A 26,715-nucleotide genomic window follows, 5' to 3' on the forward strand; every position below is an offset into this window, starting at 1 on the left:
CCTTGTGTGGGGGGGGTTGTGGGGGGGGGTTCCCTTTCGTCTTGTTTTTGTGGGGGGGCGGGCCCCCCCCCCCCTCCCGTCCCCCCGCCGGGCCGCCGGGGGGTCGTAAACCAGTCAGCTCGGTGAAAGATCAGGTGCACGAACGGGGGGACGTCGCCGTAAGACGTGACAGCGGATCAGCGGCCGATCCGGTTCACGTCGCTGAACGGTGGAGTGCGGGGTGAACGAGCGGTCAGTGGATGATGCCGGTGCGCAGGGCGACGGCGACCATCCCGGCGCGGTCACCGGTGCCGAGCTTGCGGGCGATCCGGGCCAGGTGGCTCTTGACGGTGAGGGCGGACAGACCCATCGAGACGCCGATCGCCTTGTTCGACTGGCCCTCCGCGACCAGTCGGAGCACCTCGACCTCACGGCCGGAGAGCTCGCGGTAGCCGCCCGGGTGGCTCGGGGCACCCGGGGGGCGGCGGTGCATACGCGCGGCGGCGGAACCGATGGGCGCGGCGCCCGGTCGGGTGGGGAGCCCGATGTTGGTGCGGGTGCCGGTGACCACGTAGCCCTTGACCCCACCGGCCAGGGCGTTGCGCACCGCGCCGATGTCGTCGGCGGCGGACAGGGCCAGGCCGTTGGGCCAGCCCGCGGCGCGGGTCTCGGACAGGAGGGTGAGGCCGGAGCCGTCGGGGAGGTGGACGTCGGCGACGCAGATGTCGCGGGGGTTGCCGATGCGGGGACGAGCCTCCGCGATGGACGAGGCCTCGATGACGTCGCGCACGCCGAGCGCCCACAGGTGGCGGGTGACGGTGGAGCGGACGCGCGGGTCGGCCACGACCACCATGGCGGTGGGCTTGTTCGGGCGGTAGGCGACCAGGCTTGCGGGCTGCTCAAGGAGAACGGACACCAGGCCTCCTGGGGTGGGGGACGGGGCCGGCTTGTGGGGAAGAAGCCGGGACGAACCGTGCTTTCAAGGTCACAGTCGTCTTCGGCATCAAACCCGTCCGCCTTTAGAGAATGATCACGATTTAGTGAGCAATAATTCGCGCAAATCGGACACGCGATCGATCATCCGAAGATCGAATCGGTTCGGCCTGTTGTCGTACGGGACAGAAAGTGGCCGTATCGACAAAGAGATGGTCAATGAGGGGTGGGTCGCCGGGGTCCGGGTGAACGGGTCTCCCGTTCGTGACGGACGGGAGACCGGACGCGGTGTCTAGCGCGCCTGCGGGTCACGGCGCTGCGGCAGCGTGACCACCGACGCGTCGCCGGGAGCGGCCGGCGGCAGTCCCGCCACCTGTGCCAGCAGGTCGCACCAGGAGGTGAGGTGCGCTGCGGTGTCCGGGACCCCGGCGCGGCCCTCCCGGGGCGTCCAGGAGGCCCGGATCTCGATCTGTGAGGCGGCCGGGCGTTCGGACAGCCCGCCGAAGTAGTGCGAACTCGCCCGCGTGACGGTCCCGCTCGGCTCCCCGTACGACAGGCCGCGCGCCTGGAGGGCGCCGGTGAGCCACGACCAGCAGACGTCCGGCAGCAGCGGATCGGCCGCCATCTCCGGCTCCAGCTCCGCGCGCACCAGCGTGACCAGCCGGAACGTGCCCCGCCAGGCGTCGTGCCCGGCCGGATCGTGCAGCAGCACCAGACGGCCGTCGGCGAGGTCCTGGTCGCCGTCGACGACCACTGCCTCCACGGCGTACGCGAACGGGGCCAGACGCTGCGGTGCGGGCGTCGGTTCCACCTCGACCTGCGGCCGCAGCCGGGCGCCGCGCAGCGCGTCGACCGCGGCCCGGAAGGCCGGTGGCGCCGTACTCCCCTTATGTCCTTCGCCCTCCTCGGTGCCTTTCCCCTCGCCCGTTCCGCCAGCGCCGTCCGACAGTCGTCCCTGAGCCGCAGCCATGCGGGGAAGAGTAAGGGGAACGACGCCTTCGCGCAGGGAGAGACACCACCTAAGGGCGCGGTCACGCCGGGTCCGGGGCCGTGCGAGACTTGCCGTCGTGAGTGCGAACGGTAGCCCCGCGGGCCAGCAGCCGACAGCGACGTACGACAGTGCCTTCCTCAAGGCGTGCAGGCGTGAACCCGTGCCGCACACCCCCGTGTGGTTCATGCGGCAGGCCGGCCGCTCGCTGCCGGAGTACCGCAAGGTGCGCGAGGGCATCCCCATGCTGGAGTCGTGCATGCGGCCCGAGCTGGTCACCGAGATCACGCTCCAGCCCGTGCGCCGGCACAACGTGGACGCGGCGATCTACTTCAGTGACATCGTCGTGCCGCTCAAGGCGATCGGTGTCGACCTCGACATCAAGCCCGGCGTCGGCCCGGTCGTCGCGCACCCGGTCCGCACCCGCGCCGACCTCGCCCAGCTCCGCGACCTGACCCCCGAGGACGTCTCGTACGTCACCGAGGCGATCGGCATGCTCACCCGTGAGCTCGGACCGACCCCGCTGATCGGCTTCGCCGGCGCCCCGTTCACCCTCGCGAGCTACCTCGTCGAGGGCGGCCCCTCGCGCACGTACGAGAACGCCAAGGCGATGATGTACGGCGACCCGGAACTCTGGGCCGACCTGCTGGACCGCCTCGCCGACATCACGGCCGCGTTCCTCAGGGTCCAGATCGAGGCCGGCGCCTCCGCCGTCCAGCTCTTCGACTCGTGGGCCGGCGCGCTGGCGCCCGCCGACTACCGCCGCTCGGTGCTCCCCGCCTCCGCGAAGGTCTTCGGGGCCGTCTCGGGGTACGGCGTCCCGCGCATCCACTTCGGCGTCGGTACCGGCGAGCTGCTGAACCTCATGGGTGAGGCCGGCGCGGACGTCGTCGGCGTCGACTGGCGCGTCCCGCTCGACGAGGCCGCCCGCCGGGTCGGGCCCGGCAAGGCGCTCCAGGGCAACATCGACCCGACCGTCCTGTTCGCGGGCAAGGACGCGGTGGAGGCCAAGGCGCGCGAGGTGCTCGACGCGGCCGCCGGCCTCGAAGGCCATGTCTTCAACCTCGGCCACGGGGTGATGCCGTCCACCGACCCGGACGCGCTGACCCGGCTGGTCGAGTACGTCCACACCCGGACGGCCCGCTGACCCGGTCCCGCTACCAGCCGTGCCGGGGCCGGGCCCGCCTGCCGAACAGCAGGCCGCGCGGTTCCGGCGGCGGGGGCGTGCCCGGCTTGAGCGGCCAGGCCAGCAGCATGCCCACGAGGAAGCCGACGATGTGCGCCGCGTACGCCACCGTGCCGGCGTCCGAGACGCCCTCGCCGGACGAGTACACGGCCTGGAGCACGAACCAGAAGCCCAGCACCAGCCAGGCCGGCAGCCGCAGGGGCAGGAAGACCAGGAACGGGACCAGCACCCAGACCCTGGCCCTCGGATACAGGACGAGATAGGCCCCCAGGACGCCGGCGATCGCGCCGGACGCGCCGATCAGCGGGTCCGCCGAGGTGTCGTTGAGGAGCGCGAAGCCGTAGCCGGCCGCGTAGCCGCAGACGACGTAGAAGAGGAAGTACCGGACGTGGCCCATCCGGTCCTCGACGTTGTTGCCGAAGATCAGCAGGAACAGCATGTTGCCCAGCAGATGCAGCCAACTGCCGTGCAGGAACATCGCCGTGAAGACCGACAGCACCGGCGACTTGTCGTAGGCGGGCGGCCCGACGACACAGCCGGGGCCGTTCCGGCCGACCCCCACGGTGCCGGTGGGCACCAGCCCCGGCATCTGATGGTGGATCAGCTCCCTGGGCACCGCGGCGTAGTGGTCCGTGAAGGCCTGCAGATGGCACAGCTGGGCCAGATCGCTGCTGCCGGCCACCGAGCCGGATATGCCGGGCATGAACAGGAAGACGAGGACGTTCGCGGCGATGAGCGCGTACGTCACGTACGGCGTGCGCCGCACCGGGTTGACGTCATGGACGGGGATGACCACAGCTCACTAGTGCCCAGGGCGGGGGCGCCCGAAGCGTGGGGCGGCCCGGTGAACGTCGGCGCGCGCGGGTGCGTATGTCCTTGCGACCGATGAGCCTCGGGCGAGGTTCCAGGCGACGTGAGGACCAGGCGATGAACGAGCGGGTTGCTTCTCAGGGGTTCCCTCCCATGCAGGCCATGCCGGACGGCGAGGCGGAGATCTCCCTCGTCGTGCGGCTGCCCTGGGAGGACGTGGCGCGGCTCGGTCAGGAGGCGGGACGGCTGGCGGCGCAGATGCAGCGGCCGGTGACGCTGGACGAGGCGGTGAGCAACCGGCTGCGGTCGACCCGGCCGGCGGCGCACGCGGCGCGGCCGGGGATCGAACCGCAGCCTCCGGCCACCGCGCCGGGTGGTGCCGGGGTGACGTCGTTGCCGCGGATCAGCGGGACGGCCTAGGACGCGGTGCGGGTGCCCGGGACCTGGTCGCGTCCACGCGACGGTGGCCGCACGTAGGCACAGCCCCGCGCCCCCTACCGGGCGCTCACCTTGACCGCCGCCTTCCGTGCCGCCACCAGTACCGGGTCCCACACCGGCGAGAACGGGGGCGCGTAGCCCAGGTCCAGGGCCGTCATCTGTTCCACGGTCATGTTCGCCGTCAGGGCCACCGCCGCGATGTCGACCCGCTTGGCCGCGCCCTCCCGCCCCACGATCTGGACGCCGAGAAGGCGGCCCGTGCGGCGTTCCGCGAGCATCTTGACGGTCATCGGGCTGGCGCCGGGGTAGTACCCGGCGCGGCTGGTGGACTCGATGGTGACCGTCTCGAACCGCAGGCCCGCCCGCAGCGCGTCCTTCTCGCGCAGGCCGGTGCGGGCGATCTCCAGGTCGCAGACCTTGCTCACGGCCGTGCCGACGACACCCGGGAACGTGGCGTAACCGCCGCCCACGTTGGTGCCGATGACCTGGCCGTGCTTGTTGGCGTGGGTGCCCAGCGGGACGTACTGCTCCTGTCCCGAGACCAGGTTCAGGACCTCCACGCAGTCGCCGCCCGCCCAGATGTCCTGGTGGCCGCGGACCCGCATCGCGAGGTCGGTGAGCAGGCCGCCGCGCTCGCCGACGGGCAGGCCCGCCGCCCGGGCCAGGCTCGTCTCCGGGCGGACGCCGATGCCGAGGATCACCACGTCCGCCGGGTACTCGCCGTCCTCCGTGGCCACCGCGCGGACACCGCCGTCCTCGCCGGTGAGCACCTTGGTGACCTCGGCGTCGTTGACCATGGTGATGCCGAGGCCCTCCATCGCCTCGTGCACCATGCGGCCCATGTCCGGGTCGAGCGTGGACATGGGCTCGCTGCCGCGGTTGACGACCGTCACCTCGTAGTCCCGGTTGATCATCGCCTCGGCCATCTCGACGCCGATGTAGCCGGCGCCGACGACCACCGCGCGACGGCCGTGCGTGCGTGCCAGCGTGTCGAGCAGCGCCTGGCCGTCGTCCAGGGTCTGCACGCCGTGCACCCCCGGCGCGTCCACGCCCGGCATGTCGGGACGGATCGGCCGGGCGCCGGTCCCGATGACGAGTTTGTCGTACGGCGTCCAGGACTCGGCGCCGGAAGCGACGTCACGCGCGCGTACCCGTTTCCCGGCCACGTCGATCCCGGTGACCTCGGTGCCCATCCGCAGGTCGATGTCGCGCGACCGGTGCTCCTCGGGCGAGCGGGCGATCAGCTCGTCGCGTTCCGCCACGTCACCGCCGACCCAGTAGGGGATGCCGCAGGCCGAGTAGGAGCTGAAGCGGCCGCGCTCGAAAGCCACGATCTCCAGCTCGTCCGGTCCCCGCAGCCGGCGCGCCTGGGACGCCGCGGACATGCCCGCGGCGTCCCCGCCGATCACCACCAGTCGTTCCCGTCCACCGCTCATGTCCATGCGAACACGCTACGGCGCGGCGGATTTTCGGGCTTCCTCAGGTCTCCCCACCGGGCGTGCGGCGCCGGCGGACGACCCGCCACCACAGGAACGCGGCCAGGGCCGCCACGGCGGCGAACGGCAGGGCCGCGCCCAGCGCCAGGGCGATCCAGCGCAGCATGGTGACGAAGACGTGCCAGCCGCCCGCCAGCGCGTCCACGAACCCGGGCGTGTCGTCCTTCGCGGCCCTCGTCACCGGCGTCTCGGTGAGCGACAGGGTGATGGTGGCCAGACCGGTGCGGTCCTTCAGGGACGCCTGCCGGGCGAGCAGCGCCTCCAGGTCGGCCTCCCGGCTGCTCAACTCCCCTTCCAGGGTGACCACGTCACTGAGTTTGGTGGCCCGGTCCATCAGCTCGCGGACCCGGGCCACGCTGGCCCGCTGCGACGTGATGCGGCTGTCCACGTCCACTACCTGGTCGGTGACGTCCCGGGCCTTGGCGGTGCGGTCGAGGAGCTTGCCCGCGCCCTGGAGGTCGGTGAGCACCTCGTCGTACTTCTCGGTGGGGACCCGCAGGACCACGCGGGTGCGTTCACGGCCCTGGGAGCCCCGGGTGGTGGTCTCGTCGCCGACGTAGCCGCCGGCGTTCTCGGCCGTGGTGCGGGCCTCGTCCAGGGCCTTGGGCACGTCCTTGACCTGCACGGTCAGGGAGGCGGTACGGATGATGCGGTTCACCGTGAGCGTGGGGGCCCTGTCGGTGTTTCTGCCGGCGCTGTCCTTGGCGCCCGCCGAGCCCTGCGCCGCCTCCTGGGGCGCGGCGGCGCCCACGGCGGACTTGGCGTCGCCGGAGTCGCCGGCGGAGCTGCCGTCCGCGCTGCATCCGGTCAGGACGAGGGCGGCGGCCAGCAGGAGGCCGGCGAGGACGGGTCGTACGGGATGTCGCATGGTTCCCCCCGGGGGTGGTGATTACTGACGCTCCTTCGACGCCGGGGCGGTGCGGCACGTTTGGACGCGACGGTCCCGATGCGGTCACGGTCCGGACGCGCCCCGGTCACCGGGCCGGGTCGGGAGCGCCGGAGGCGTTTGAGAGAGTGGGCTCATGAGCGCAACGGACACGGGACAGGTCATCGTCGTCGGGGCCGGGATCGCGGGGCTCGCCGCGGCCCACCGGCTCCTGGAGCGCGGCCTGCGCGTGACCGTGCTGGAGGCCTCGGAGAGAGTCGGCGGCAAGCTGCTGCCCGGCGAGATCGCGGGCGTACGGGTCGACCTGGGCGCCGAGTCGATGCTGGCCCGCCGGCCCGAGGCGGTCGCCCTCGCGCGCGAGGCGGGTCTCGGCGACCGGCTGCGGCCACCGGCCACCGCCACCGCCATGATCTGGACCCGGGGCGCCCTGCGTCCCATGCCCAAGGGCCATGTCATGGGCGTTCCCGGCACCGCCGCGGCGCTGTCCGGCGTGCTGTCCGAGGAGGGCCTGGCACGTGTCGAGCGCGATGCCGAGCTGCCCCGCACCGAGGTCGGCGACGACGTCGCGGTGGGGGAGTACGTGGCCGGGCGGCTGGGCCGGGAGGTCGTCGACCGGCTGGTCGAGCCGCTGCTCGGCGGGGTCTACGCGGGCGACGCCTACCGCATCTCGATGCGCTCGGCGGTCCCGCAGCTCTACCAGGCCGCCAGGACGCACGACTCGCTGACCGAGGCCGTCCGCGAGATCCAGGCCAAGGCGGCCGCCAACCAGCAGACGGGCCCGGTGTTCATGGGCATCGAGGGCGGCGTCGGCACCCTGCCGCCGGCGGTCGCCGCGTCGGTGCGGGCGCGCGGGGGCGAGATCGTCACCGGCGCCCCCGTGACCGAGCTGCGCCGGGTGGCACCGGGCGCGTCCGGCGACCTCGACCGCGACCGCGCGGGGGCGGCCGGCCCGCACCCCGGGTGGCGGGTCGTCGCCGGCGGCCGGGTGCGGTACGCGGACGCCGTGGTCGTCGCCGTCCCGGCGCCCGTCGCCGCCGGCCTGCTGCGCGCCGAGGCGCCCGCCGCCGCGGCCGAACTGGCCGCCGTCGAGTACGCCTCGATGGCCCTGGTCACCCTCGCCTACCGCCGCGCCGACCTCGCCCTGCCCGAGGGCAGCGGCTTCCTGGTGCCGCCCGTCGACGGTCGCACCATCAAGGCATCCACCTTCGCCTCGCAGAAGTGGGGCTGGATCGCCGACGAGGACCCGGACGTCGTCGTGCTGCGCACCTCGGTCGGGCGGTACGGCGAGACGGAGGTGCTGGGACGCGCGGACGGCGACCTCGTCGACCTCTCCCGGCACGACCTGCGCGCGGCCACCGGCCTGACCGCCACCCCCCTCGCCACCCGTGTCACCCGCTGGACCGACGGCCTGCCCCAGTACCCCGTCGGCCACCACGCGCGCGTGGCCCGCGTCCGCGAGCACGTCGCCGCGCTCCCCGGCCTGGCGGTCTGCGGCGCCCCGTACGACGGGGTGGGCATCCCCGCCTGCATCGCGAGCGCGTACGCGGCCGTCGACCAGCTGGGCGGTGACCTGACGGCGGTGCGCGAGCTCACCGCCCACCCGGTGCAGAGCCTGCACGGCGGAGCGGGAGAATAAGGACCATGAGTGACGACGCCCCCACCACCGCCGCCGAGCGGATCCCGAACAAGGGCAAGCTGGCCAAGGACCTCAACGAGGTCATCCGCTACACCCTGTGGTCGGTCTTCAAGCTGAAGGACGTACTGCCCGAGGACCGCACGGGCTACGCCGACGAGGTCCAGGAGCTGTTCGACCAGCTCGCGGCCAAGGACGTGACCGTGCGCGGCACCTACGACGTCTCCGGTCTGCGCGCCGACGCCGACCTGATGATCTGGTGGCACGCCGAGGACAGCGACCAGCTCCAGGAGGCGTACAACCTCTTCCGCCGCACGAAGCTCGGCCGCGCCCTCACGCCGGTCTGGTCGAACATGGCGCTGCACCGCCCCGCCGAGTTCAACCGCTCGCACATCCCGGCGTTCCTCGCCGACGAGACGCCGCGCAACTACGTCAGCGTGTACCCGTTCGTGCGCTCGTACGACTGGTACCTGCTGCCCGACGAGGACCGCCGCCGGATGCTCGCGGACCACGGCAAGATGGCCCGCGGCTACCCGGACGTGCGCGCCAACACGGTCGCCTCGTTCTCGCTCGGCGACTACGAGTGGATCCTGGCCTTCGAGGCCGACGAGCTGTACCGCATCGTCGACCTCATGCGCCACCTGCGGGCGTCCGAGGCCCGGATGCACGTCCGCGAGGAGGTCCCGTTCTACACGGGCCGCCGCAAGGACGTCGCGGAACTGGTCGCGGGCCTCGCCTGACGACGCTCAGCGCCGGCCGGCCATGCCCTTCAGGGAGTCCCGCAGCTTCTTCTGCTGGGCCCGGCCGGCCGGCTTCGGCTCCGGGTGCCCCGCGCAGGACGCCCGCCGCTCCGGGAGCCGGCCGTCCAGCAGATAGGCCTCCAGATAGCCGTTGACGCACTTGTTGGGGCCGCCGCCGATGCCGTGGGTGCCCGCGTCCCGCTCGGTCACCAGCACCGAGTCGGCCAGCCGCCGGTTCATCTCCAGCGCGCCCGCGTAGGGCGTGGCCGCGTCCCGCTCCGCCTGCAGGATCAGCGTCGGCGCCAGCTCGCCGGGACCGGTCCGCACGTCCAGGGCCTTCTGCCGGGGCGCCGGCCAGTAGGCGCACGGAAGGTTCATGAAGGCGTTGTCCCAGGTCTCGAACGGCGCCACCCGGGCCAGCCGGGTGTTGTCCCGGTCCCAGGTCCTGAAGTCGGTCGGCCAGGCCGCGTCGTTGCACTCGACGGCCGTGTAGACCGCGTTGCCGTTCTCCGCGGCCGCGGCCGACGCGGGCGTCGGCGCCGCCAGCCTGACCAGCGGCCTGGCGTCCCCCTTCAGGAACTTCGAGAGCGCCTCCGCGCGGCTCGGCCAGTAGTCGTCGTAGTACCCGGCCGACAGGAACGCGCTCTGCAACTGCGCCGGCCCGACCTTCCCGCCGGCCGCCTTCTTGGCCAGCCGCCTGCTCGCCCGGTCGTAGCTCGCCTGCACCTTCGCGGCCGTCTTCCCCAGCCCGTATGCGCCGTCGTGCCGGGCGATCCACCCCCGGAAGTCCGCCCAGCGGCTCTCGAACGCGGCCGACTGCTCCAGGTTGGCGCGGTACCAGATCTGCGCCGGGTCGGGGTTCACCGCCGAGTCCAGCACCATCCGCCGTACGTGCGAGGGGAACAGGGTGGCGTACAGCGCGCCGAAGTAGGTGCCGTAGGAGGCACCCATGAAGGTCAGCCGGTTCTCGCCGAGCCCGGCGCGCAGCACGTCCAGGTCCCGGGCGTTGTTGAGCGAGGTGAAGTACCTCAGCTTGTTCCCGGAGCGCTTGAGGCAGCTGCGCGCGTACGCCTTCGCCTCCGCGACCCGCGCCTTCTTGTACGCGGCCGAGGGGTGCGTCGGCGACGGGGCGGGCGCCTTGAAGAAGCGCTTGGGGTCCACGCAGGACAGCGGCGCCGAACGGTCCACCCCGCGCGGGGCGTAGCCGACCAGGTCGTAGGCGGCGGCGAGGCGCTTCCACTCGGGGAGCACGCCGACCATCGGGAAGTCCATGCCGGAGGCGCCGGGACCGCCCGGGTTGTAGACCAGGGCGCCCTGCCGGGGCACCTTGCGCTTGCTGTTGTGCGGGTCCTTGTGGGTGGCACGCACCCGGCTGACGGTCAGTCTGATCTGCTTGCCGTCCGGATGCGCGTAGTCCAGCGGGACGCTCAGTGTGCCGCACTGGAAGGAACTCGGGTAGTCCAGCGCGGCGGCGCACGTGCCGAAGTCGATGCCCTCCTCGCGCGCCCGTGCGGCGGCCACTGCGGTACCGCGCAGTTCGGCCGTCGTGTCCGGGACGCGGGGGGCGCTCCCGGCCGGGGCGGCGGCAAGGGTGGTGAGGATCAGGGACCCGGCTGCCGAGTACAGGGCGGGGGCTCTCATGGCGTATCCCTTCGGTGCGGTCGCTGCGTGGCGCGGCAGCAACGGCACCGCAGCGACTGCACGGCAGCAGTAAAAGGGATATTTCGACCGGTTGTCGGCGAAGGCAAGCACCGTCGGCCGGTGTCGGCGCCAATGCCCCTGTACGCCCCCGCTCACTCCCGCGGGAGCTGGTCCCGGTGTGCGAAGGCCGCACGCAGCTCCGGTTCACCGATCGCGCGGATGCCGCGGACGGCGACGGAGGCGAGGAACGAGTGGTCGTCGGCCGCCCGGTTCGTCCGGCGGTGCAGTCCGCCCAGCAGCCGCTGGCCGGCCGGGGAGGCCCAGCGTGCGTAGGGGTGCACCTCGAACCGGGCGATGCCCAGGCAGCTCAGCGTCAGCGTGAGGGGCAGCGCGAACCACACGGCGACCAGGTCGCGGGGCATCTCGGTCGGGGCGGGCAGCAGCAGGGCGGCCACCGCCAGGCCGGTCACGGCGACCGCGGCGGCCCGGACCTGGCGCACGCCCGACGCGACCGTCGTACGTGCCGCCGCGTCCGGCACCGCGAGCCCGGCCCGCACCAGCCCCTCGCCGAGGCTCCGTACGGCGTCCGCGCCGGCCGCGGCCGACCGCACCGGCGCTATCCGCGACTGCCCCTCGGGCCCGATGGCACCTATCACCGAGCGCTCCATCTCGTCCCGCCCGCGCGGGTCCACGACGGTCGCCCAGCCGGTGTGGGCGAGCAGCAGCCGCTGCTGGCGGGCCATGGACACCAGCGTCAGATCGGCGACCCGCGCGGGCCCGCCGGACAGGAACGCGGCCTCGTACAGCGTCAGGTCGTGGCCTCGGCCCGGGTCCGTGCCGGTGGCCGCGGTGCGTACGGCGGCCAGGCACAGCCGCGTGCAGGCCGTGCCGGCGACGGCCCACGCCAGCAGCAGGAGAAGGACCCAGAACATGACGCGTTTCTATGCCAGGGGCTTGGGAAACGCCATGCCCTTTTCACATTCCGGACCGAGCGTTGTCGGTATGTGACGTTCCACTTTCCGTGCAGGTCAGGGGCTGTCGGGCGGCGGGGGACTGGAGGCGGCGGGCGGCAGCGGGTAGGCCGAGGCCGTCTGCGGGCCCGGCACCGGGGACGGTGTGACCGGGATCGCGTCGCCCGGCGCGAAGACCGGCGGTGAGACGGCGGGGGAAGGAGTGACCGCCAACTGCTGCGCCAGCGCGCCGAAGTCGACGTACCCCGTGGCCTCCAGCATCTTGATGTGGTCCAGGACGGTGGTGTTGGCGTCGTCGGCGAGACCGCGGACCAGGATGTTCTGGGTGTCGGCCCGGACCTGGGCGACGACCGGGAAGACCCGGCCGTGGGCCAGCCGCAGGATGTTCGTGAACTGCCGGTCGAAGTCCTGCCCCTGTGCCCCGGCCAGCGTGGCGAGCCACTGCCGCTGCTGGTCGTTGGGCTGGTTGGGGATCGGTATGCCGAGCACGCCGGCCACGCTGCGCACATGGGCGTCCAGGGTGGTGTGTCCGTCGATGAGGTGCTGCCCGGCGGCCCGGACGGCCTGGGTGGTGCCCTTCTGCTCCGCCATCTCCCCGGCCGGCAGCTCCCAGAGCCCGGCGAGCCGCACCTTGACGACGAGGTCCCGGTCCGGGGCGGACAGCGGGCCGTAGCGGGTCGACACGGTCTGGGCGCTCAGCACGTTCACCGAGCCGGTCGGGTCCGAGCGGTCGGCGTACGACCAGACCGGGAAGACCAGGGCGGCGAGGGTCGCCGCGAGACAGGTGATGATCAACCCGGTGCCGGTGAATATGCCTCGGCCTCGGACGGGGGGTCGGGGACGCGCGCGCATGATGCCTCCTGCACCGCACGGCTGGGGCTTCGCTGTGCGGGTTTGGCATATTACCGAGGGGGTGGGGCGCGGTCCGGGTCGAGGGGGTGGTGATGGTTTGGGGCCGGATGCCGGGTGCGGCCCGTGGCCGGCCGGTCCCGCCCTGCGCGGCGGCAGCCGCATGGCCCCCGCACCCCCGCGCCCTGGCGATGCGCCGTGTTCACCCCCGCCGCAGCAGTGCCCTTCGCCGGGGCGTGGCGCCCGCCCGGTCCCGCCACCACTTCTCCAGGCGGCGGCGCGAGGCCCAGCCTTCCGTCCGCCCCTCGCGCAGCAACCGCTCCGCGAAGTCCAGCGCGTCCCGCCGGTAGCCGCCGGTCATCGGCCGGACCTGCGCATACGCCAGGAACGCCGGCCGGTAGGCGTCCCCCAGGATCTCCGGCAGCTCCGGCGCCACCTTCGCCACCACGTCCGCCCGCTTGGACGCCAGCGCCCGCGCCTGCACTCCCATCCGCACCCGGTCGAACCCCTCCGGTACCGGGGTCCCCGCGACCAGTGAGGACAGCACCGCCGTCTGACCCAGCCCGACGCGTTGCCGGGCGGCGTCGGTCAGCTCGGGCGCGGCCACGGGCGCCGGGGGAGCGAACCGGCGGCCGGTCTGCGCGCCCCCCGCCGCGACCGCCCCGCGGATCGCCGCCAGCTCCCGCTCCAGCGCGGCCGGTCCGGGGAAGTTCTCGTCCCGCTCCAGCAGCACTCCGGGCGGGGCGACCCGGGAGGCGAGGTCGGTCAGCACGTCCAGGACCTCCGGGGGCACCGGGTGGGCGTGGCTGTCGTGCCAGACACCGTCCCGCTCGAAGCCGCCCGCGACATGGACGTAGGCGATGGCCTCGACGGGGAGTTCGGCGAGCGCCTCGGCCGGGTCCTCACCCCGGTTGACGCGGTTGGTGTGCAGGTTCGCCACATCGATCAGCAGCCGTACCCCGGTGCGGTCGACGAGGTCGTACAGGAACTGCCCCTCGGTCATCTCCTCGCCCGGCCAGCAGATGAGCGCGGCGATGTTCTCGACGGCGAGCGGCACGGGCAGCGCGTCCTGGGCGATCCGGACGTTCTCGCAGAGGACGTCGAGCGCGTCCCGGGTGCGGGGGACCGGGAGAAGGTGTCCCGCCTCCAGCAGCGGTGAGGCCGTCAGGGGCCCGCCCGCGCGGACGAACGCGATGTGCTCGCTGACGAGGGGGGACCCCAGCGCCTCCGCCCGCTCGGCGAGTGCCGTGAGCCGGTGCTCGTCGGGGCGGTCCGCGCCGCCGAGGCCGAGGGAGACACCGTGCGGTACGACCGTCACCCCGCGCTCGCGCAGCCGCCGCAGCGACTCGGGGAGGTGATCGGGGCAGGTGTTCTCGGCGACGACCTCGACCCAGTCGACACCGGGCATGCGCTCCACGGCGTCCGCGATCTCCGGCCGCCAGCCGATGCCCGTTCCCAGCCGCTCCAGGACCATGGTCCTCCCCCTCCTCCGATTGACGGGGGTATGGCCCCGGAGCGCGTCCGCGAACCTCGTTGCCTGCCGCTTCAGAGCAACATTTGAGGTTCGGGTCCGCGCTCCGGGGAGCTGAGCCGGCTATCCGCCGAGCACACCCAGCGAGTCCACCGGGTCCGGGCGTGCCGTGTTCACCGTGCCCGGCGCGCCGGGCGAGGGCCTGGACGTGACCCGCACGTCACCACCGGCCCGCGCGGCCGGAGCGGAGGGCACGACCACCCCCGGCGCCGGCACCGCCGGGCCGGTCGGACTGGCCGTGGCGGAGTCGGCGACCTCGTTGGCGATCGCCTCGAAGTCGACCTTCCCGGTCTTCTCCAGGATCGTGATGTGGTCCAGCACGGTCTGGTTGGCGTCCGAGGCCAACTGCCGCACCAGGCTGTTGCGGGTGGTGTTCCGTACCGTGCCGATCGCCGGGAAGATCTTGCCGTGCGCGGCGCGCAGCAGGTTCACGAACTTGTACTCGTACTCCGCGCCGGTCGCCGTCGACATCTCCTGGAGCCAGCCCTGCTGCTGTTCGTTGGGCACGTTGGGCAGTTCGACGCCCAGCTGCCCGGCGACGATCCGGACCCGCCGGTCCAGATCGGTGTGGCCGACGATCAGATGGTCCCCGGCCTCCTTGATCTCGGCGCTCGGCGCCCGCTCGATGGCCTGCTGCCCGGCCGGCAGCTCCCAGAGCCCGGCCAGCCGGACCCGCACGATCAGGTCGCGGTCCGAGGCGGTCAGCGGCCCCCACCGGGTGGCCACGGTCCCCGCCGCCAGGTTCGCCTGCCCGGTGCCGGAGCGGTCGGCGTAGGACCACACGGGGTAGGCGAGGGCGCCGAGCGTGGCGGCGAGGACCGCCATGATCATGGCCGTACCGTTGAAACGCCGCAAGGGAGTCCTCCCCGTGTCGCTGGTTCAGTGACCGGACGTACGGGTGGGACGGCGGCGATGTTCAAACAAACGGCAAAGTTCGTCAGGGTAGTCAAAAAAGCCCAGGTCAGCGAAGGGCCGGATGGTCCGCGACGACGGTGCAGCTGCCCGGGGCGATCTCGGTGAACCCGGCATCCCGAACCAACGGCAGCCCGCTGCCGGTCAGTTCACGCCATGCGGCGGGATCGGCGCCGCGCACGGCGAGCGGGAACCCGGCCTCGCGCCAGGCCTCGCGCTCCTCCTCCGGCAGCGCCCACCAGGCCAGTTGGGCCCCGTGCCCGGCCTGAGCCATCGCCTTGCCGGCGGACATCTCCAACTCGGGGTTCAGCCACAGCACGGCCTGCGCCCGGTCGGCTTCGGCGGGCGGTTCGGGGTCGTCCAGCTCCGTCCCGGACACCTGCAACTTCGCCAGCTCCCTGGGCCAGCCGTCCAGGGGAACCGGCGGGAACACCCGCACCTCGGCGGACTTCCCCGCGAGGGTGATCCCGGGCAGCTCCCCGGCCCGCCGCCACTCGGCCCCCCGGGCCCGCCGCACGACCTTGCGGATCCGGGCGTCCTCCCAGTCCCGGATCGCCTGCGCCCATTCGCCGTCCCCGAGCGCCCGCGGGTCACTGAGCATGGTCAGCACGGCCCGGGCGGCGGTCTCCAGGGCGTCGGTGCGGGCGGGCGGAGCCGCTTTCTCGATCCGTACGACGAGCGGCAGCACGAATTGAGGCGCCTCGTCCCGCCTGGTGGGCTCCGGCCGGAAGGGACTGTCGCTGGGGCGCGTGGGAACTTCACTCACACCGGCCAACCTACAAGGGTGCGGGGCGCAGCCGATGTGCGGCCCCGGCGCGCGGGCCGACCGCCCCCGCGCGCCGGCGGACCGCGCACGGCCGGAACCCGCCACCGGGTCCCGCTGTCACCGCTGCCCCTGGCCGCGGCGCGGCCTTCACCGTGGCGGCCTTCACCGTGGCGTGCGTCCTCAACGGCCGCCGCTCACCCGGAGCAGGCGCTCCGCTGGGCCTTCTGCCACTCGCGGGCCGGGCACATCGTGATGCCCTCGTACGACTCCGGGTACTCGGCCGGCTCCCGGCACAGCACGCTCCCCCACGCTCGGCTGCGTTCGAGCGTCGCGTACGGCGGACCGTCCGCCGTCGGCGGCTTCGCGGTCCCGGTGATCGTGCAGTAGCCCTCGTCGCTCATGCCTCGGCGGCAGGACGGTCAGCGGTGACCGGGGGTCTCGCCGATCAGCTCGGACACCTTCACGAAGCGGAAGCCCCGGTTGCGCAGTTCCGGTACGACGTGGCGGACCACCTCCTCGGTGGTCGGGGCGGCGCTGCGCGTGCAGTGCATGACGACCACGGACCCGGGCTTGACCCCGTCCAGCACCTGCTGGGTCACGGCGTCGGCGTCGGTCGCGAACGCGTCGCCGCTCACCACGTCCCACTGCACCGCGGTGACCCCGAGCGAGCCGACCGCGCGCAGCGCCTGCTGGTCGTAACAGCCGCCGGGGAAACGGAAGTACGGCATCGGATGCGGTACGCCCGCCCTCAGCAGGGCCGCGTAGGCGCGCTCCACGTCCGACTTCATGTTCGCGGCGGCGACGGTCGGCAGGCCGTAGCAGTCGCCGGTGAACGCGTAGTGGCTGTAGGAGTGGTTGGCGACCTCGAACTGCGGGTCGCGGCCCAGCGAGCGGGCCTGGTCCGGGTACTCGTCGGCCCAGCGGCCGGTCATGAAGACCGTGGCCGGCACCTTCAGCCGGCGCAGGGTCGCGATCAGGGCGGGGTTGTCGAAGTGCTCGCCGGAGGCCGCGCGGGGTCCCTGGTCGGCGGTCATGTCGGCGTCGAAGGTCAGGGCGACGGTCTTGCCCAGGGTGCGCGGGCCGTTGGAGAAGACGCGCGCCGGACCGCCCGGGCGCGCGGGGAGCGTGGGCGGCTTGGCGGCCGGAGCGGGCCTGGCGGGGGCCGGGTGGCCGGTGTGGCCGGTGTGGGGAGCCTGGGCGGTGCCGCAGGCGGCGAGCGCGGCGCCCAGGGCGACGCTGGCGACGGTCATACCGGTAAGACGGCGTACTGATCGGATCACCCTATGAACGTAGGTTGGATTGTCCGTTTTTTTGGGGTGGCGCGACGCCGGGACCGCCACGGTCACCCGGGCGGCGGCGGGCACGGCCGGGGCTGGCCTTCCACCGTGCCTGCCGCCCGTGCCCCGGAGCAGGTCACGAGGAGCGGGGTCGCTGCCGTCCGTCCACTTCGGGTGCTTCCTCGGCTCGGGCACGCCGTTCGCCGGGGTCGGGTTGCCCGGGTGCGGAGAGGCCGGGAGGGCCGAGCCCGGCGCCGCCGTTCGGCGTGGGCTGCTGGGCCCGCTCCAGGAAGCGCAGCAGCTCCACGGGGAAGGGCAGGACCAGGGTGGAGTTCTTCTCGGCCGCCACCGCCACGATCGTCTGCAGCAGGCGCAGTTGCAGGGCCGCCGGGGTGCTCGCCATCTGCTGGGCCGCCTCGGCCAGCTTCTTCGAGGCCTGGAACTCGGCGTCGGCGTTGATGATCCGGGCCCTGCGCTCCCGGTCGGCCTCGGCCTGGCGGGCCATCGACCGTTTCATCGTGTCCGGCAGCGACACGTCCTTGATCTCGACCCGGTCGACCTGCACGCCCCAGCCCACGGCCGGGCTGTCGATCATCAGCTCCAAGCCCTGGTTGAGCTGCTCGCGGTTGGAGAGCAGGTCGTCGAGGTCGCTCTTGCCGATGATCGACCGCAGCGAGGTCTGGGCCATCTGTGAGACGGCGAACTTGTAGTCCTCGACCTTGACCAGCGCGCTCACCGCGTCGACCACCCGGAAGTAGACGACCGCGTCCACGCGCACCGTGACGTTGTCGCGGGTGATGCCCTCCTGCGCGGGGACCGGCAGGGTGACGATCTGCATGTTGACCTTGTGCAGCCGGTCCGCGAACGGGATCACCAGATTGAATCCGGGCTGTCGTACGGCACCGGTGACCCGGCCGAGCCGGAACAGGACACCCCGTTCGTACTGCTTGACGACCCGCGCCCCGGCGGCCAGGTACAGCGCGCCCACGCACAGCGCCACCACCACCGCGACCAGCAGCTCCTGAACCATCACGACCTCCAACCAGAGAGGTCCGCTATGTCTGACACTGCAACGATATGCCCCGTGAGTGGTCCCGGGCCACGCCCGCCGGGAGCGGGTCCGGGCCGGGATGCCGAGGGGCGTCGGCGTCCCGGCCCGGGAGCGGCCGCCGGTTCAGACGGCCGTGACCCTCACCGGTTCGGTGCCGGCGTCGCTGTGCCGCTCGGCCCAGCCCTCCAGCGCGGTCCGGCAGGCGTGGTCGAGGTGGTGCAGCCCCGACAGGTCCACCCGGATCGGGCGGTCGTGGGGCAGCGCCTCCAGGCTGTCGAGGATCTTGGGCAGCCGCAGGAACGTCGCGTTGCCGGACAGACTGGCGTCGATCGGGCCGGCGCCCTTGTCGACCACCTCCAGCTTGATGTGCGAGGCCTCCCAGGCGGTCTTGACGATGGACAGGGCCAGCCCGACGAGCACGCCCTCGAACATGCTGACCGCCACGATCGACACCGCGGTGACGACCAGGACCAGTGCCTCGCCCCGGTGCTCGCGCCAGAGCACGGTCAGCGCGCGCACGGGGATCAGCCTGGCACCCGAGTAGACCAGGACCCCGGCCAGCGCCGGGACCGGTATGTATGCGAGGGCTCCTGGCAGCAGTGCGGCGAACAGCAGCAGCCAGAGGCCGTGCAGCACCCGGGACGCCTTGGTCCGGGCGCCCGCCTGCACGTTGGCCGCGCTGCGCACGATCACCGCGGTCATCGGCAGCGCGCCGAGCACCCCGCAGAGCGCGTTGCCCACGCCCTGCGCGATCAGCTCCTGGTTGTACTGGGTGCGCGGACCCTTGTGCAGCCGGTCCACGGCCGCCGCGCTGAACAGCGACTCGGCGGACGCGATCAGCGTGAACGCGACGATCGTGCCGATCACCCCGAGACCCGCCAGTTCGCCGAAGGCGCTCAGCGGCGGCGGCTGCACGGAGTCCAGCAGCCCGTGCACCTCGACGGTGGCGACCGGGAGGCTCAGCAGGAACGCGGCCAGGGTGGCGAGCCCGACGGCGGCCAGGGGGCCCGGAACCGTCCGCGCCTTCGCGGGGAGGTACGTCCACAGCACGAGGACCGCGACGGTGCCCGCACCGAGGGCGAGTGAGGCCAGCGCCCCGCCGTCCCCCAGAGCGTCCGTGAACGCCCGGGGCAGTCCGGCTATCTTGCCGGGTCCCGACTCCGGGGCCTTGGCGGCGAGCGCCGGGTACAGCTGACCGGCGATCAGGACCAGGCCGATTCCGGCCAGCATGCCCTCGACCACGGAGACCGAGATGGCCCGGAACCAGCGGCCGAGCCGCAGCACACCCATGGCGATCTGGAGCACGCCGGTGACCAGCACGATCACACCGAGCAACGGCAGCCCGAACTCCCGCACCGCCTCGAAGACGAGCACGGTCAGACCGGCGGCCGGCCCCGACACCTGAAGGCTGCTGCCCCGCAGCATGCCGGTGACGAGACCGCCCACGATGCCGGTGACCAGGCCGAGTTCGGCCGGTACACCGGAGGCCACGGCCACGCCCACGCAGAGCGGGAGCGCGACCAGGAAGACGACGAGAGAGGCGGTGAAGTCCTGTTTCATCTGGGAAAACTTGGTCATCGCGACGCTCACAGGGTTTCGAACGCGTCGGTCTCGGCGCGGTGTTCGCGCACGGCACCGGTGTGGACCTCGTAGTACCAGCCGCGCAGGGTCAGCTCGTCCCGCGCCAGCTTCCTGTCGATGAACGGATAGGAGCGCAGCCGCAGCAGCTGGGCGAGCACGTGGTTCTGCACGCCCTCGGCGACGGCCGGATCCTCGACCGCCCCGGTCGGGCGTGGCTCGGCACGGGCCAGCCAGTCCCGTACGGCGGGTACGGCGGTCAGGTCGTCGCCGCGCACCAGCGCGCCGACGGCGCCGCAGTGCGAGTGTCCGCAGACGACGACGTCGCGGACGCCGAGCACCTCCACGGCGTATTCGATGGTGGCCGCCTCGCTGGTGGGGTGGACCGAGGCGTACGGGGGGACGATGTTGCCCGCAGTGCGCAGCTCGAAGAGCTCGCCCGGGCGGGCGCCGGTGATCAGGGCCGGAACGACCCTGGAGTCGGAGCAGGTGATGAAGAGCACCTGCGGGGACTGGCCTGCGGCGAGCTTGGCGAACTCCTCAGGGCGCTGTCCGAACGTACGGGCGTTGTCGATGAGGGGCTGCATGATCTGTGGACTCCTCCTGGCGCGCCGGAGCGGCGCGTCGGGCTTGCACGACGGTTGTGGGGGGGGCGAGCGGGCGGAGCCCGTCGCTCAGCGGCGGAAGACCTGAAGCGCGGCCGGCGCGTGGGTTCTGGACGCTCTGGGCGTGCGCTGGTGCGCGGTCGCGGGGGCCGGCGGGGCCGGTATCGCCTCGGTGTGCCGGGCGGTGGACGGACGGTCGTCGGCCCGGCCGGCGGTCGCGCTGCGATGGCGGTCGGCGGCCTGCGGCGGGCTGGGGGGTGCCCCGCAGCGGCCGCGGTCGAGGAGGGCGTGCGAGTCGTCGCGCACGAACGCCGCCGAGGGCTTCGGACCGGGTTGGGCCTTGGCCTCGACATGACGGAGTGTGTGCGCGGTTGCGAATGTTGCCGCGGGCGCGAAGAGCTGGACGGCGAGCAGGGCGGCGGCCAGGAGCGGGAATACGGTCCGGGCCGTCGTACCACGGAACATGTGCCCCCCTCGCAGCAGTTCGCGCCTCTTGTGCGCACCAAACACAGGTCAATGGTTGGTCAAGAAACACGTTAACCCTGCAGGGCCGTTTGCAGGGTCAACTGGGTGCTGCGAACTGAAGAGAGCGTGAAAAATGCCGGTCGGGTGGCTCGATCGAGCTCTTGACCCGCGATTTTGATCGAATAGCGGGGTCTACTCGGCGGCGACGAGCCCCTTGGCGTCCCGGGCCAGGGCGGTGAGCCGGGATATCGCGCGGAAGTACTTCTTCCGGTAGCCGCCGTTCAGCATCTCCTCGCTGAACAGCCTGTCGAAGGGCAGCCCGGCGGCCAGGACCGGGATCTCCCGGTCGTAGAGCCGGTCCGCGAGGACCACCAGCCGCAGTGCGGTCGACTGGTCCGGCACCGGCCGCACGTCGGTGAGGCAGACCGCCGCCACGCCGTCGGTCAGCGCGCCGTACCGGCTCGGGTGCACCTTCGCCAGGTGGTCCAGGAGCTGCGGGAAGTCGTCGAGCGAGGCGTCCGGGGTGGCGTAGGCCGACTTGGCCACCTGTTCTTCGGAGAACGGCGCCGGCGCCTCGGGCAGACCGCGGTGGCGGTAGTCCTCGCCGTCGATGCGCAGGGCCCGGAAGCGGGCCGACAGGCCCTGGATCTCGCGCAGGAAGTCGGCCGCCGCGAACCGGCCCTCGCCGAGCTTGCCCGGCAGCGTGTTGGAGGTGGCGGCGAGCGCGACCCCCGCGTCGACCAGGCGGCCCAGCAGCGTCGAAACCAGGACCGTGTCGCCGGGGTCGTCCAGCTCGAACTCGTCGATGCACAGCAGGCGGTGGCCGGAGAGGGTCTGCACGGTCTGCTGGAAGCCGAGCGCGCCGACCAGGTTCGTCAGCTCCACGAAGGTGCCGAACGCCTTCAGCGCGGGCTCGGCCGGGGTGGCGTGCCAGAGCGAGGCGAGCAGGTGGGTCTTGCCGACGCCGTACCCGCCGTCGAGGTAGACCCCGCGGGGCCCGGCCGGAGCCTTCGGTGCCCTGGCCTTCCCGAGGCCGAAGAAACCCCGCTTGCCGCCGGCCGCCGCGTGCGCTCCGCCGAGGCCGGCCGCGAACCCTTCGAGGACGCGTACGGCCGCGGTCTGGCTCGGCTGGTTCGGGTCCGGGATGTACGTGGCGAAGCGGACCGAGTCGAAGCGGGGCGGCGGCACCATCTCGGCGACCAGCCGGTCCGCGGGGACGTGCGGGGAGCGGGCGCACAGCGACAGCGGGGCCGCGTCGGCTATGGGGCTGACCTCGGAGGCGGCGGGAGAAGACGACACGGTCATCCATGGTAGTTGCCGTGCCACACTGCACGACATGCGACGCCTGTTCCCTGTGACCGAAGAGACAGCGGCCCCGGTATCCGGCGGTCCGGCCGGGGGGGAGTGGAGTCTGGCCGAGCTGGCGCGCGCCTACGGCTATCCCGAGGGGCCGGGGGTGTGGCTGCGGGGCAACATGGTGTCCACGCTCGACGGCGCGGCCCAGCACGACGGACGGTCGCAGCCCATCTCCAGCGCCGCCGACATGCGGATCTTCGGCACCCTGCGGGCCCTCGCCGATGTCGTGGTCGTGGGTGCGGAAACGGTACGTCAGGAGGGGTACCGGCCGGCCCGCGCGCGGGCGGAGTTCGCCGGGGCCCGGGCGGCGGCGGGGCAGGGCCCGGCTCCCGCGGTCGCCGTCGTCACCGCGAGCCTGGACCTCGACTTCACGCTCCCGCTGTTCACCTCGCCGCTGGTGCCCACCCTGATCCTCACCGGTGCGGCGGCCGCACCCGACCGCGTCGCCGCGGCCGAGCAGGCCGGCGCCCGGGTGGTGGTCGCCGGTGACGGCGTCGGCGTCGACCCCGCCCGCGCCCTGAGCGCCCTCGCCGGCCTCGGCCTCACCCGGTTGCTCACCGAGGGCGGACCCCGGCTGCTCGGGCAGTTCATCGCCTCCGACGTCCTGGACGAGCTGTGCCTGACGATGTCCCCGATGCTCACGGCGGGAGGGGCGCAGCGCATTTCCGGGGGCCCCGGTGTCACCGTCCCCAGGCGTTTCGAACTAGTGTCCCTGCTGGAGGAGGCCGGATTCCTGTTCAGCCGCTACCGGCGGTCCTGAATTCGGCGGAGTCCACCGTTCCGCTTAGCTTCCGGCGGGCACACTGAATCCGGCAGTACCCGTGCGATCACGGGGCAGGATGGTTTCCGCAGGGCTGGCTAGGCCCCAGGGAGGACAGAGGGTCCAAGCGGCCCCCTCAGGAGAAGAGGCGCCTCGTGTTCACAAGCGTTCTGATGATCGAGAAGGCCCTGACGTCCGCCGACGTGGAATTCGTCACCACCTTGCACGGGGACGAGCAGGTCACCTTCCACGTACTGCTGCAGCCGCGCGGAGACCAGGCGGACCGCCTGCTGCGGGCCATCGACGACATCGCACTCGGCGAACTGGACGAAGCCGCACGCGAGCGGGAGACGCCGGAGGGCGACGCGGCGAAGGGTCCGGCCGAACAGGCGCTGGACGTGTCCCTGGCGGCCCTGCGGGCGGCGGGGAGCACGGCGCACGGGCGGATGGTCGAGGACCACCCGCTGGACGCGCTCAGATCGGTGGTGGAAGAGGTCGGCGCGGACGAGGTGATCGTGCTGACCGATCCGCACTACGTGGAGGAGTTCTTCCACCGGGACTGGGCGTCCCGGGCGCGGCACAAGGTGGGCGTGCCGGTGCTGAAGCTGTTCTCGCACAGCAAGGCGTAGGCGCCGGCGGGACGGGGGCGCCGGCGGGTGCGGATGCGTCGTGGCTGGTCGCGCCCCTGCGGCGGAGCCGCGTGTCGACACGGCCTCGCGCCCCCTCGAAGGGGCGCTGACGCGGGTGCCCGTTGCACGGCACCCGGTGGCTGAGCACATAGGCTAAGACTGCTTTCGCACGCACCGTATCTGGGGAGAAACACATGGCACCCGGCCTTCCTTCCGCCATGGAGCGACCGCACTTCATCGGGATCGGCGGCGCCGGGATGTCCGGGATCGCCAAGATCCTCGCCCAGCGCGGCGCCGAGGTGGCCGGGAGCGACGCCAAGGAGTCGGCCACCGCCGAGGCGCTGCGGGCGCTGGGCGTCACCGTGCACATCGGACACGCGGCCGGGCACCTGGCCGACGACGCCAGCTGTGTCGTCGTCTCGTCGGCGATCCGCGCGGACAACCCCGAGCTGGCGCGCGCGGCCGAGCTGGGCATCCCCGTGGTGCACCGCTCGGACGCCCTCGCCGCCCTGATGGACGGCGCGCGGCCGATCGCCGTCGCGGGCACCCACGGCAAGACCACGACCACCTCGATGCTGGCCGTCTCGCTGACCGAGCTGGGCCGCGAACCGTCGTACGCCATCGGCGGCGACCTGGGCGCCCCCGGTTCCAACGCCCTGCACGGCGAGGGCGAGATCTTCGTCGCCGAGGCGGACGAATCGGACCGCAGCTTCCACAAGTACGCGCCCGAGGTCGCCATCGTCCTCAACGTGGAGCTCGACCACCACGCCAATTACGCCTCCATGGACGAGATCTACGAGTCCTTCGAGACCTTCGCCGGCCGGATCGTGCCCGGTGGCACGCTGGTGATCAACGCGGACCAGGAGGGCGCGCGGGAGCTGACCCGGCGGCTGGGCGGGAAGGTCCGGACGGTGACCTACGGCGCCGCCGCCGACGCCGACGTGCGGGTGCTGTCCGTCGTACCGCAGGGTCTGAAGAGCGAGGTCACCATCGAGATGGAGGGGACCGGGCTGACCTTCACGGTCTCGGTGCCCGGCCGGCACTACGCGCACAACGCCGTCGCCGCGCTCGCCGCGGGCGTGGCCCTCGGGGTCCCTGCCGCCGAGCTGGCGCCCGCTCTCGCCGCGTACACGGGCGTCAAGCGCCGCCTCCAGCTCAAGGGGGAGGCGGCCGGCGTCCAGGTGATCGACTCCTACGCCCACCACCCCACCGAGATGACCGCCGACCTGGAGGCCATGCGCGCCGCCGCCGGCGACGCCCGGATCCTGGTCGTCTTCCAGCCGCACCTGTTCTCCCGCACCCAGGAGCTGGGCAAGGAGATGGGCGAGGCGCTGGCCCTCGCGGACGCGTCGGTGGTCCTGGACATCTACCCGGCGCGCGAGGACCCGGTACCCGGTGTCACCAGCGAGCTGATCATCGAGGCGGCACGGGCCGCGGGCGCCGACGTCACCGCCGTCCACGACAAGGCCGAGGTCCCCTCCGTGCTCGCGGGAATGACGAAGCCCGGTGATCTGGTTCTCACCATGGGCGCGGGCGATGTGACCGACCTGGGCCCGAAGATCCTTGAACGCCTGGCGAAGTAAGGGGCTGAGAGTCATGTCGTACGACGTCGACAAGCCGGACGAGCAGTGGCGGGCGGAGCTGACCCCGGCCGAGTACGCCGTGCTGCGTCAGGCGGCGACCGAGCCGGCCTTCGTCGGTGAGTACACCGACACCAAGACCAAGGGTGTCTACTCCTGTCGTGCCTGCGGTGCGGAGCTGTTCACCTCCACCACGAAGTTCGAGTCCCACTGCGGGTGGCCGTCCTTCTACGACCCGAAGGACACCGACGCGGTCGAACTGGTCGAGGACCGCACCCACGGGATGGTGCGCACCGAGGTGCGCTGCGCGCGGTGCGGCTCGCACCTCGGGCACGTCTTCGAGGGCGAGGGCTACGGGACGCCGACCGACCAGCGGTACTGCATCAACTCCATCTCGCTGCGCCTGGCCCCCGACGAGAGCTGAGACCGCGGCGGGTCAGGGGAGCCGGACCGGGCTGGGCAGGAGTGCCCGGGCCGGTGCCGGCCGCCACCGGACGCGTCCCGTACGGCGCGGCCGAAGGCCTGGTCGCCGAAGTGGAACGCGAAGGCGTACGTGCGGGGTGCCAGCAACTGCTCCAGCAGGGTCCTGCGGGCCTCCAGCACACCTTCGACGTCCACGTCCGGGCCGGAGGGCCACTCGGGGTGGGTCAGCTGCGCGGGCGTGTGGAAGGCGTCCCCGAGGACCAGGATCCGGCGGCCGCGCGACGCCGAGACCACGTAGGTGGTGTGCCCCGGGCTGTGGCCCGGGGTGATCAGGGCGGTGACGCCCGGCCACACCTCGTCGCCGTTCCCGAACTGCCGCAGCACGCGGGACATCGGCACCATGAAGCCGTCCCAGGACGGCGCCCCCACCGTGATCTCGCCCCGCCAGAACGGACTCCATTCGGCCGCCGCCACCAGGTAGTCGGCGCCCGGGAACGCCTTGTGCAGCTCCTGGTGCCGGTCCGGGACGAAGCCGACCCCGGTGTGGTCGGTGTGCAGGTGGGTGAAGGCCACCGTACCCACGGACTCCGGGGCCACCCGGAGCCCCCGCAGCGTCTTCAGCAGGGCGCCGCCGCGGGAGACGCCGAGCGCGGGCGACAGGACGTTGCCGCCGAGACCCACGTCGATCAGCAGTCTGTGCCGCCCGCGCTCGACGAGCACACCGCCGGCCGAGGCGGCGATCCGCCCGGAGCGGGCGGCCCTGGCCTTCCGCGACGACGTGATCGTGCAGGCGGGGGCACGCCTGCAGATCGAGCGCCCGCACATCGACGCGGAACTGCCGACGCCGTACGTGGACTGGACGGAGCTGCTGGAGTCCCTGCTGGTCGCCGCCGCCGACGCGGACGAGCTGCGGGAGGGGGTCTCGCCGCAGGCGGCCGCACGGGTGCTGGTCTCCGCCTTCTTCGGCACGCAGCACATCTCGGACGTGCTGCACGGCCGTACGGACGTGGTGGACCGGTGGGCCGAGTCGGGCGAGCTGCTGTTCCGTGCGATCCGTGCGATCCGTGCGGTCCGTGACTGACGGCCCGTCGCCGGCACGGCGGGGGGGGGCCCGGGGGGGCGCGCCGGTGGCGGTGGGGGCGGGCCGGCGGGGCACGAAGGCGGGGGGCGCGGGGTTGAAGGCCCCCTTGTTTTATTCCGGCTGGTATAAAAAAGCCTGGAAATAATCTTAC

Annotated in this window: 28 protein-coding genes; 9 read left to right on the forward strand and 19 right to left on the reverse strand. The window is 72.8% G+C overall.

What is annotated here, in order from left to right:
* Positions 1 to 232: 232 nt before the first annotated feature.
* Positions 233 to 895 (reverse strand): response regulator transcription factor, encoded by a 663-nt coding sequence (locus ACFXI4_RS30615; protein ID WP_123973178.1) that lies wholly within the window; start codon positions 893 to 895, stop codon positions 233 to 235.
* Positions 896 to 1,204: 309 nt separating this feature from the next.
* Positions 1,205 to 1,882 (reverse strand): DUF3000 domain-containing protein, encoded by a 678-nt coding sequence (locus ACFXI4_RS30620; RefSeq protein WP_362729022.1) that lies wholly within the window; start codon positions 1,880 to 1,882, stop codon positions 1,205 to 1,207.
* A gap of 97 nt (positions 1,883 to 1,979) precedes the next feature.
* On the opposite strand from ACFXI4_RS30620, the gene hemE reads away from it, so the two are divergent.
* On the forward strand, positions 1,980 to 3,047 hold the full coding sequence (gene hemE, locus ACFXI4_RS30625; RefSeq protein ID WP_362729020.1) for a uroporphyrinogen decarboxylase: 1,068 nt from the start codon (positions 1,980 to 1,982) through the stop codon (positions 3,045 to 3,047).
* Between the two features lie 10 nt (positions 3,048 to 3,057).
* Here hemE and ACFXI4_RS30630 read toward each other — a convergent pair whose 3' ends face one another.
* Complete coding sequence (locus ACFXI4_RS30630; RefSeq protein ID WP_362729018.1) at positions 3,058 to 3,882, reverse strand: rhomboid family intramembrane serine protease; 825 nt, start codon at positions 3,880 to 3,882, stop codon at positions 3,058 to 3,060.
* 131 nt (positions 3,883 to 4,013) lie between these two features.
* Between ACFXI4_RS30630 and ACFXI4_RS30635 the strand changes: the two genes are divergently transcribed.
* A complete protein-coding gene (locus ACFXI4_RS30635) occupies positions 4,014 to 4,316 on the forward strand; it encodes a hypothetical protein (RefSeq protein WP_384997009.1) in 303 nt (100 codons plus the stop codon).
* Between the two features lie 74 nt (positions 4,317 to 4,390).
* On the opposite strand, the gene ACFXI4_RS30640 is transcribed toward ACFXI4_RS30635, so the two are convergent.
* Together ACFXI4_RS30640 and ACFXI4_RS30645 are read right to left on the reverse strand one after the other, a co-directional pair.
* Entirely contained in the window at positions 4,391 to 5,776 is a 1,386-nt protein-coding gene (locus tag ACFXI4_RS30640; protein ID WP_384997011.1) for an FAD-dependent oxidoreductase, read from the reverse strand.
* Between the two features lie 37 nt (positions 5,777 to 5,813).
* On the reverse strand, positions 5,814 to 6,698 hold the full coding sequence (locus ACFXI4_RS30645) for a DUF4349 domain-containing protein (protein WP_384997013.1): 885 nt from the start codon (positions 6,696 to 6,698) through the stop codon (positions 5,814 to 5,816).
* A gap of 154 nt (positions 6,699 to 6,852) precedes the next feature.
* Between ACFXI4_RS30645 and hemG the strand changes: the two genes are divergently transcribed.
* Positions 6,853 to 8,352 carry a protoporphyrinogen oxidase gene (hemG, locus tag ACFXI4_RS30650; RefSeq protein ID WP_384997015.1) on the forward strand — a complete coding sequence of 500 codons (1,500 nt, stop codon included), beginning with the start codon at positions 6,853 to 6,855 and terminating at the stop codon, positions 8,350 to 8,352.
* Between the two features lie 5 nt (positions 8,353 to 8,357).
* Positions 8,358 to 9,089 (forward strand): hydrogen peroxide-dependent heme synthase, encoded by a 732-nt coding sequence (hemQ, locus tag ACFXI4_RS30655; RefSeq protein WP_384997017.1) that lies wholly within the window; start codon positions 8,358 to 8,360, stop codon positions 9,087 to 9,089.
* Positions 9,090 to 9,095: 6 nt separating this feature from the next.
* Here the strand turns inward: hemQ and ACFXI4_RS30660 are convergent, their stop codons facing one another.
* The 13 genes from ACFXI4_RS30660 to zapE form a co-directional block, all read right to left on the reverse strand.
* Complete coding sequence (locus ACFXI4_RS30660) at positions 9,096 to 10,730, reverse strand: alpha/beta hydrolase (protein WP_384997019.1); 1,635 nt, start codon at positions 10,728 to 10,730, stop codon at positions 9,096 to 9,098.
* Positions 10,731 to 10,882: 152 nt separating this feature from the next.
* Positions 10,883 to 11,662, reverse strand: coding sequence for a TIGR04222 domain-containing membrane protein (locus ACFXI4_RS30665; RefSeq protein ID WP_384997021.1), 780 nt, complete (start codon positions 11,660 to 11,662; stop codon positions 10,883 to 10,885).
* 96 nt (positions 11,663 to 11,758) lie between these two features.
* Positions 11,759 to 12,553, reverse strand: a complete 795-nt coding sequence (locus ACFXI4_RS30670; protein ID WP_384997023.1) for a DUF4142 domain-containing protein — start codon at positions 12,551 to 12,553, stop codon at positions 11,759 to 11,761.
* A 199-nt stretch (positions 12,554 to 12,752) separates the two neighbouring features.
* On the reverse strand, positions 12,753 to 14,018 hold the full coding sequence (locus tag ACFXI4_RS30675; protein WP_384997065.1) for a DUF692 domain-containing protein: 1,266 nt from the start codon (positions 14,016 to 14,018) through the stop codon (positions 12,753 to 12,755).
* 126 nt (positions 14,019 to 14,144) lie between these two features.
* On the reverse strand, positions 14,145 to 14,936 hold the full coding sequence (locus ACFXI4_RS30680) for a DUF4142 domain-containing protein (protein ID WP_384997025.1): 792 nt from the start codon (positions 14,934 to 14,936) through the stop codon (positions 14,145 to 14,147).
* 106 nt (positions 14,937 to 15,042) lie between these two features.
* Positions 15,043 to 15,759 (reverse strand): peptidyl-tRNA hydrolase, encoded by a 717-nt coding sequence (locus ACFXI4_RS30685; protein WP_384997027.1) that lies wholly within the window; start codon positions 15,757 to 15,759, stop codon positions 15,043 to 15,045.
* 194 nt (positions 15,760 to 15,953) lie between these two features.
* Positions 15,954 to 16,160, reverse strand: coding sequence for a hypothetical protein (locus tag ACFXI4_RS30690; protein ID WP_384997029.1), 207 nt, complete (start codon positions 16,158 to 16,160; stop codon positions 15,954 to 15,956).
* An 18-nt stretch (positions 16,161 to 16,178) separates the two neighbouring features.
* A complete protein-coding gene (locus tag ACFXI4_RS30695) occupies positions 16,179 to 17,009 on the reverse strand; it encodes a polysaccharide deacetylase family protein (protein WP_384997031.1) in 831 nt (276 codons plus the stop codon).
* Between the two features lie 163 nt (positions 17,010 to 17,172).
* Entirely contained in the window at positions 17,173 to 18,066 is an 894-nt protein-coding gene (locus ACFXI4_RS30700; protein WP_384997033.1) for a slipin family protein, read from the reverse strand.
* A gap of 144 nt (positions 18,067 to 18,210) precedes the next feature.
* Positions 18,211 to 19,665, reverse strand: a complete 1,455-nt coding sequence (locus ACFXI4_RS30705) for a SulP family inorganic anion transporter (protein WP_384997035.1) — start codon at positions 19,663 to 19,665, stop codon at positions 18,211 to 18,213.
* An 8-nt stretch (positions 19,666 to 19,673) separates the two neighbouring features.
* Complete coding sequence (locus tag ACFXI4_RS30710; RefSeq protein WP_362723645.1) at positions 19,674 to 20,252, reverse strand: carbonic anhydrase; 579 nt, start codon at positions 20,250 to 20,252, stop codon at positions 19,674 to 19,676.
* An 87-nt stretch (positions 20,253 to 20,339) separates the two neighbouring features.
* A complete protein-coding gene (locus tag ACFXI4_RS30715) occupies positions 20,340 to 20,735 on the reverse strand; it encodes a hypothetical protein (protein ID WP_384997037.1) in 396 nt (131 codons plus the stop codon).
* A 192-nt stretch (positions 20,736 to 20,927) separates the two neighbouring features.
* Positions 20,928 to 22,034, reverse strand: a complete 1,107-nt coding sequence (zapE, locus tag ACFXI4_RS30720) for a cell division protein ZapE (protein ID WP_384997039.1) — start codon at positions 22,032 to 22,034, stop codon at positions 20,928 to 20,930.
* Between the two features lie 37 nt (positions 22,035 to 22,071).
* On the opposite strand from zapE, the gene ACFXI4_RS30725 reads away from it, so the two are divergent.
* The 4 genes from ACFXI4_RS30725 to msrB all read left to right on the forward strand — a co-directional run bounded on the left by ACFXI4_RS30725 (position 22,072) and on the right by msrB (position 25,484).
* Complete coding sequence (locus ACFXI4_RS30725; protein ID WP_384997041.1) at positions 22,072 to 22,851, forward strand: pyrimidine reductase family protein; 780 nt, start codon at positions 22,072 to 22,074, stop codon at positions 22,849 to 22,851.
* Between the two features lie 155 nt (positions 22,852 to 23,006).
* Positions 23,007 to 23,480, forward strand: a complete 474-nt coding sequence (locus ACFXI4_RS30730) for an indole-3-glycerol phosphate synthase (RefSeq protein ID WP_362717553.1) — start codon at positions 23,007 to 23,009, stop codon at positions 23,478 to 23,480.
* 194 nt (positions 23,481 to 23,674) lie between these two features.
* The gene (gene murC / locus ACFXI4_RS30735) at positions 23,675 to 25,063 is read left to right on the forward strand and encodes a UDP-N-acetylmuramate--L-alanine ligase (protein ID WP_384997043.1); all 1,389 of its coding nucleotides are present in this window, start codon (positions 23,675 to 23,677) and stop codon (positions 25,061 to 25,063) included.
* Positions 25,064 to 25,076: 13 nt separating this feature from the next.
* Complete coding sequence (gene msrB, locus ACFXI4_RS30740; protein WP_384997045.1) at positions 25,077 to 25,484, forward strand: peptide-methionine (R)-S-oxide reductase MsrB; 408 nt, start codon at positions 25,077 to 25,079, stop codon at positions 25,482 to 25,484.
* Here msrB and ACFXI4_RS30745 read toward each other — a convergent pair.
* On the reverse strand, positions 25,412 to 26,203 hold the full coding sequence (locus ACFXI4_RS30745; RefSeq protein WP_384997047.1) for an MBL fold metallo-hydrolase: 792 nt from the start codon (positions 26,201 to 26,203) through the stop codon (positions 25,412 to 25,414). The genes msrB and ACFXI4_RS30745 overlap by 73 nt on opposite strands.
* Positions 26,204 to 26,261: 58 nt before the next feature.
* Between ACFXI4_RS30745 and ACFXI4_RS30750 the strand changes: the two genes are divergently transcribed.
* Positions 26,262 to 26,564, forward strand: a complete 303-nt coding sequence (locus tag ACFXI4_RS30750; protein WP_384997049.1) for a hypothetical protein — start codon at positions 26,262 to 26,264, stop codon at positions 26,562 to 26,564.
* Positions 26,565 to 26,715 lie beyond the last annotated feature (151 nt).

It is taken from the genome of Streptomyces sp. NPDC059224, assembly GCF_042754285.1.
GTDB lineage: Bacteria > Actinomycetota > Actinomycetes > Streptomycetales > Streptomycetaceae > Streptomyces.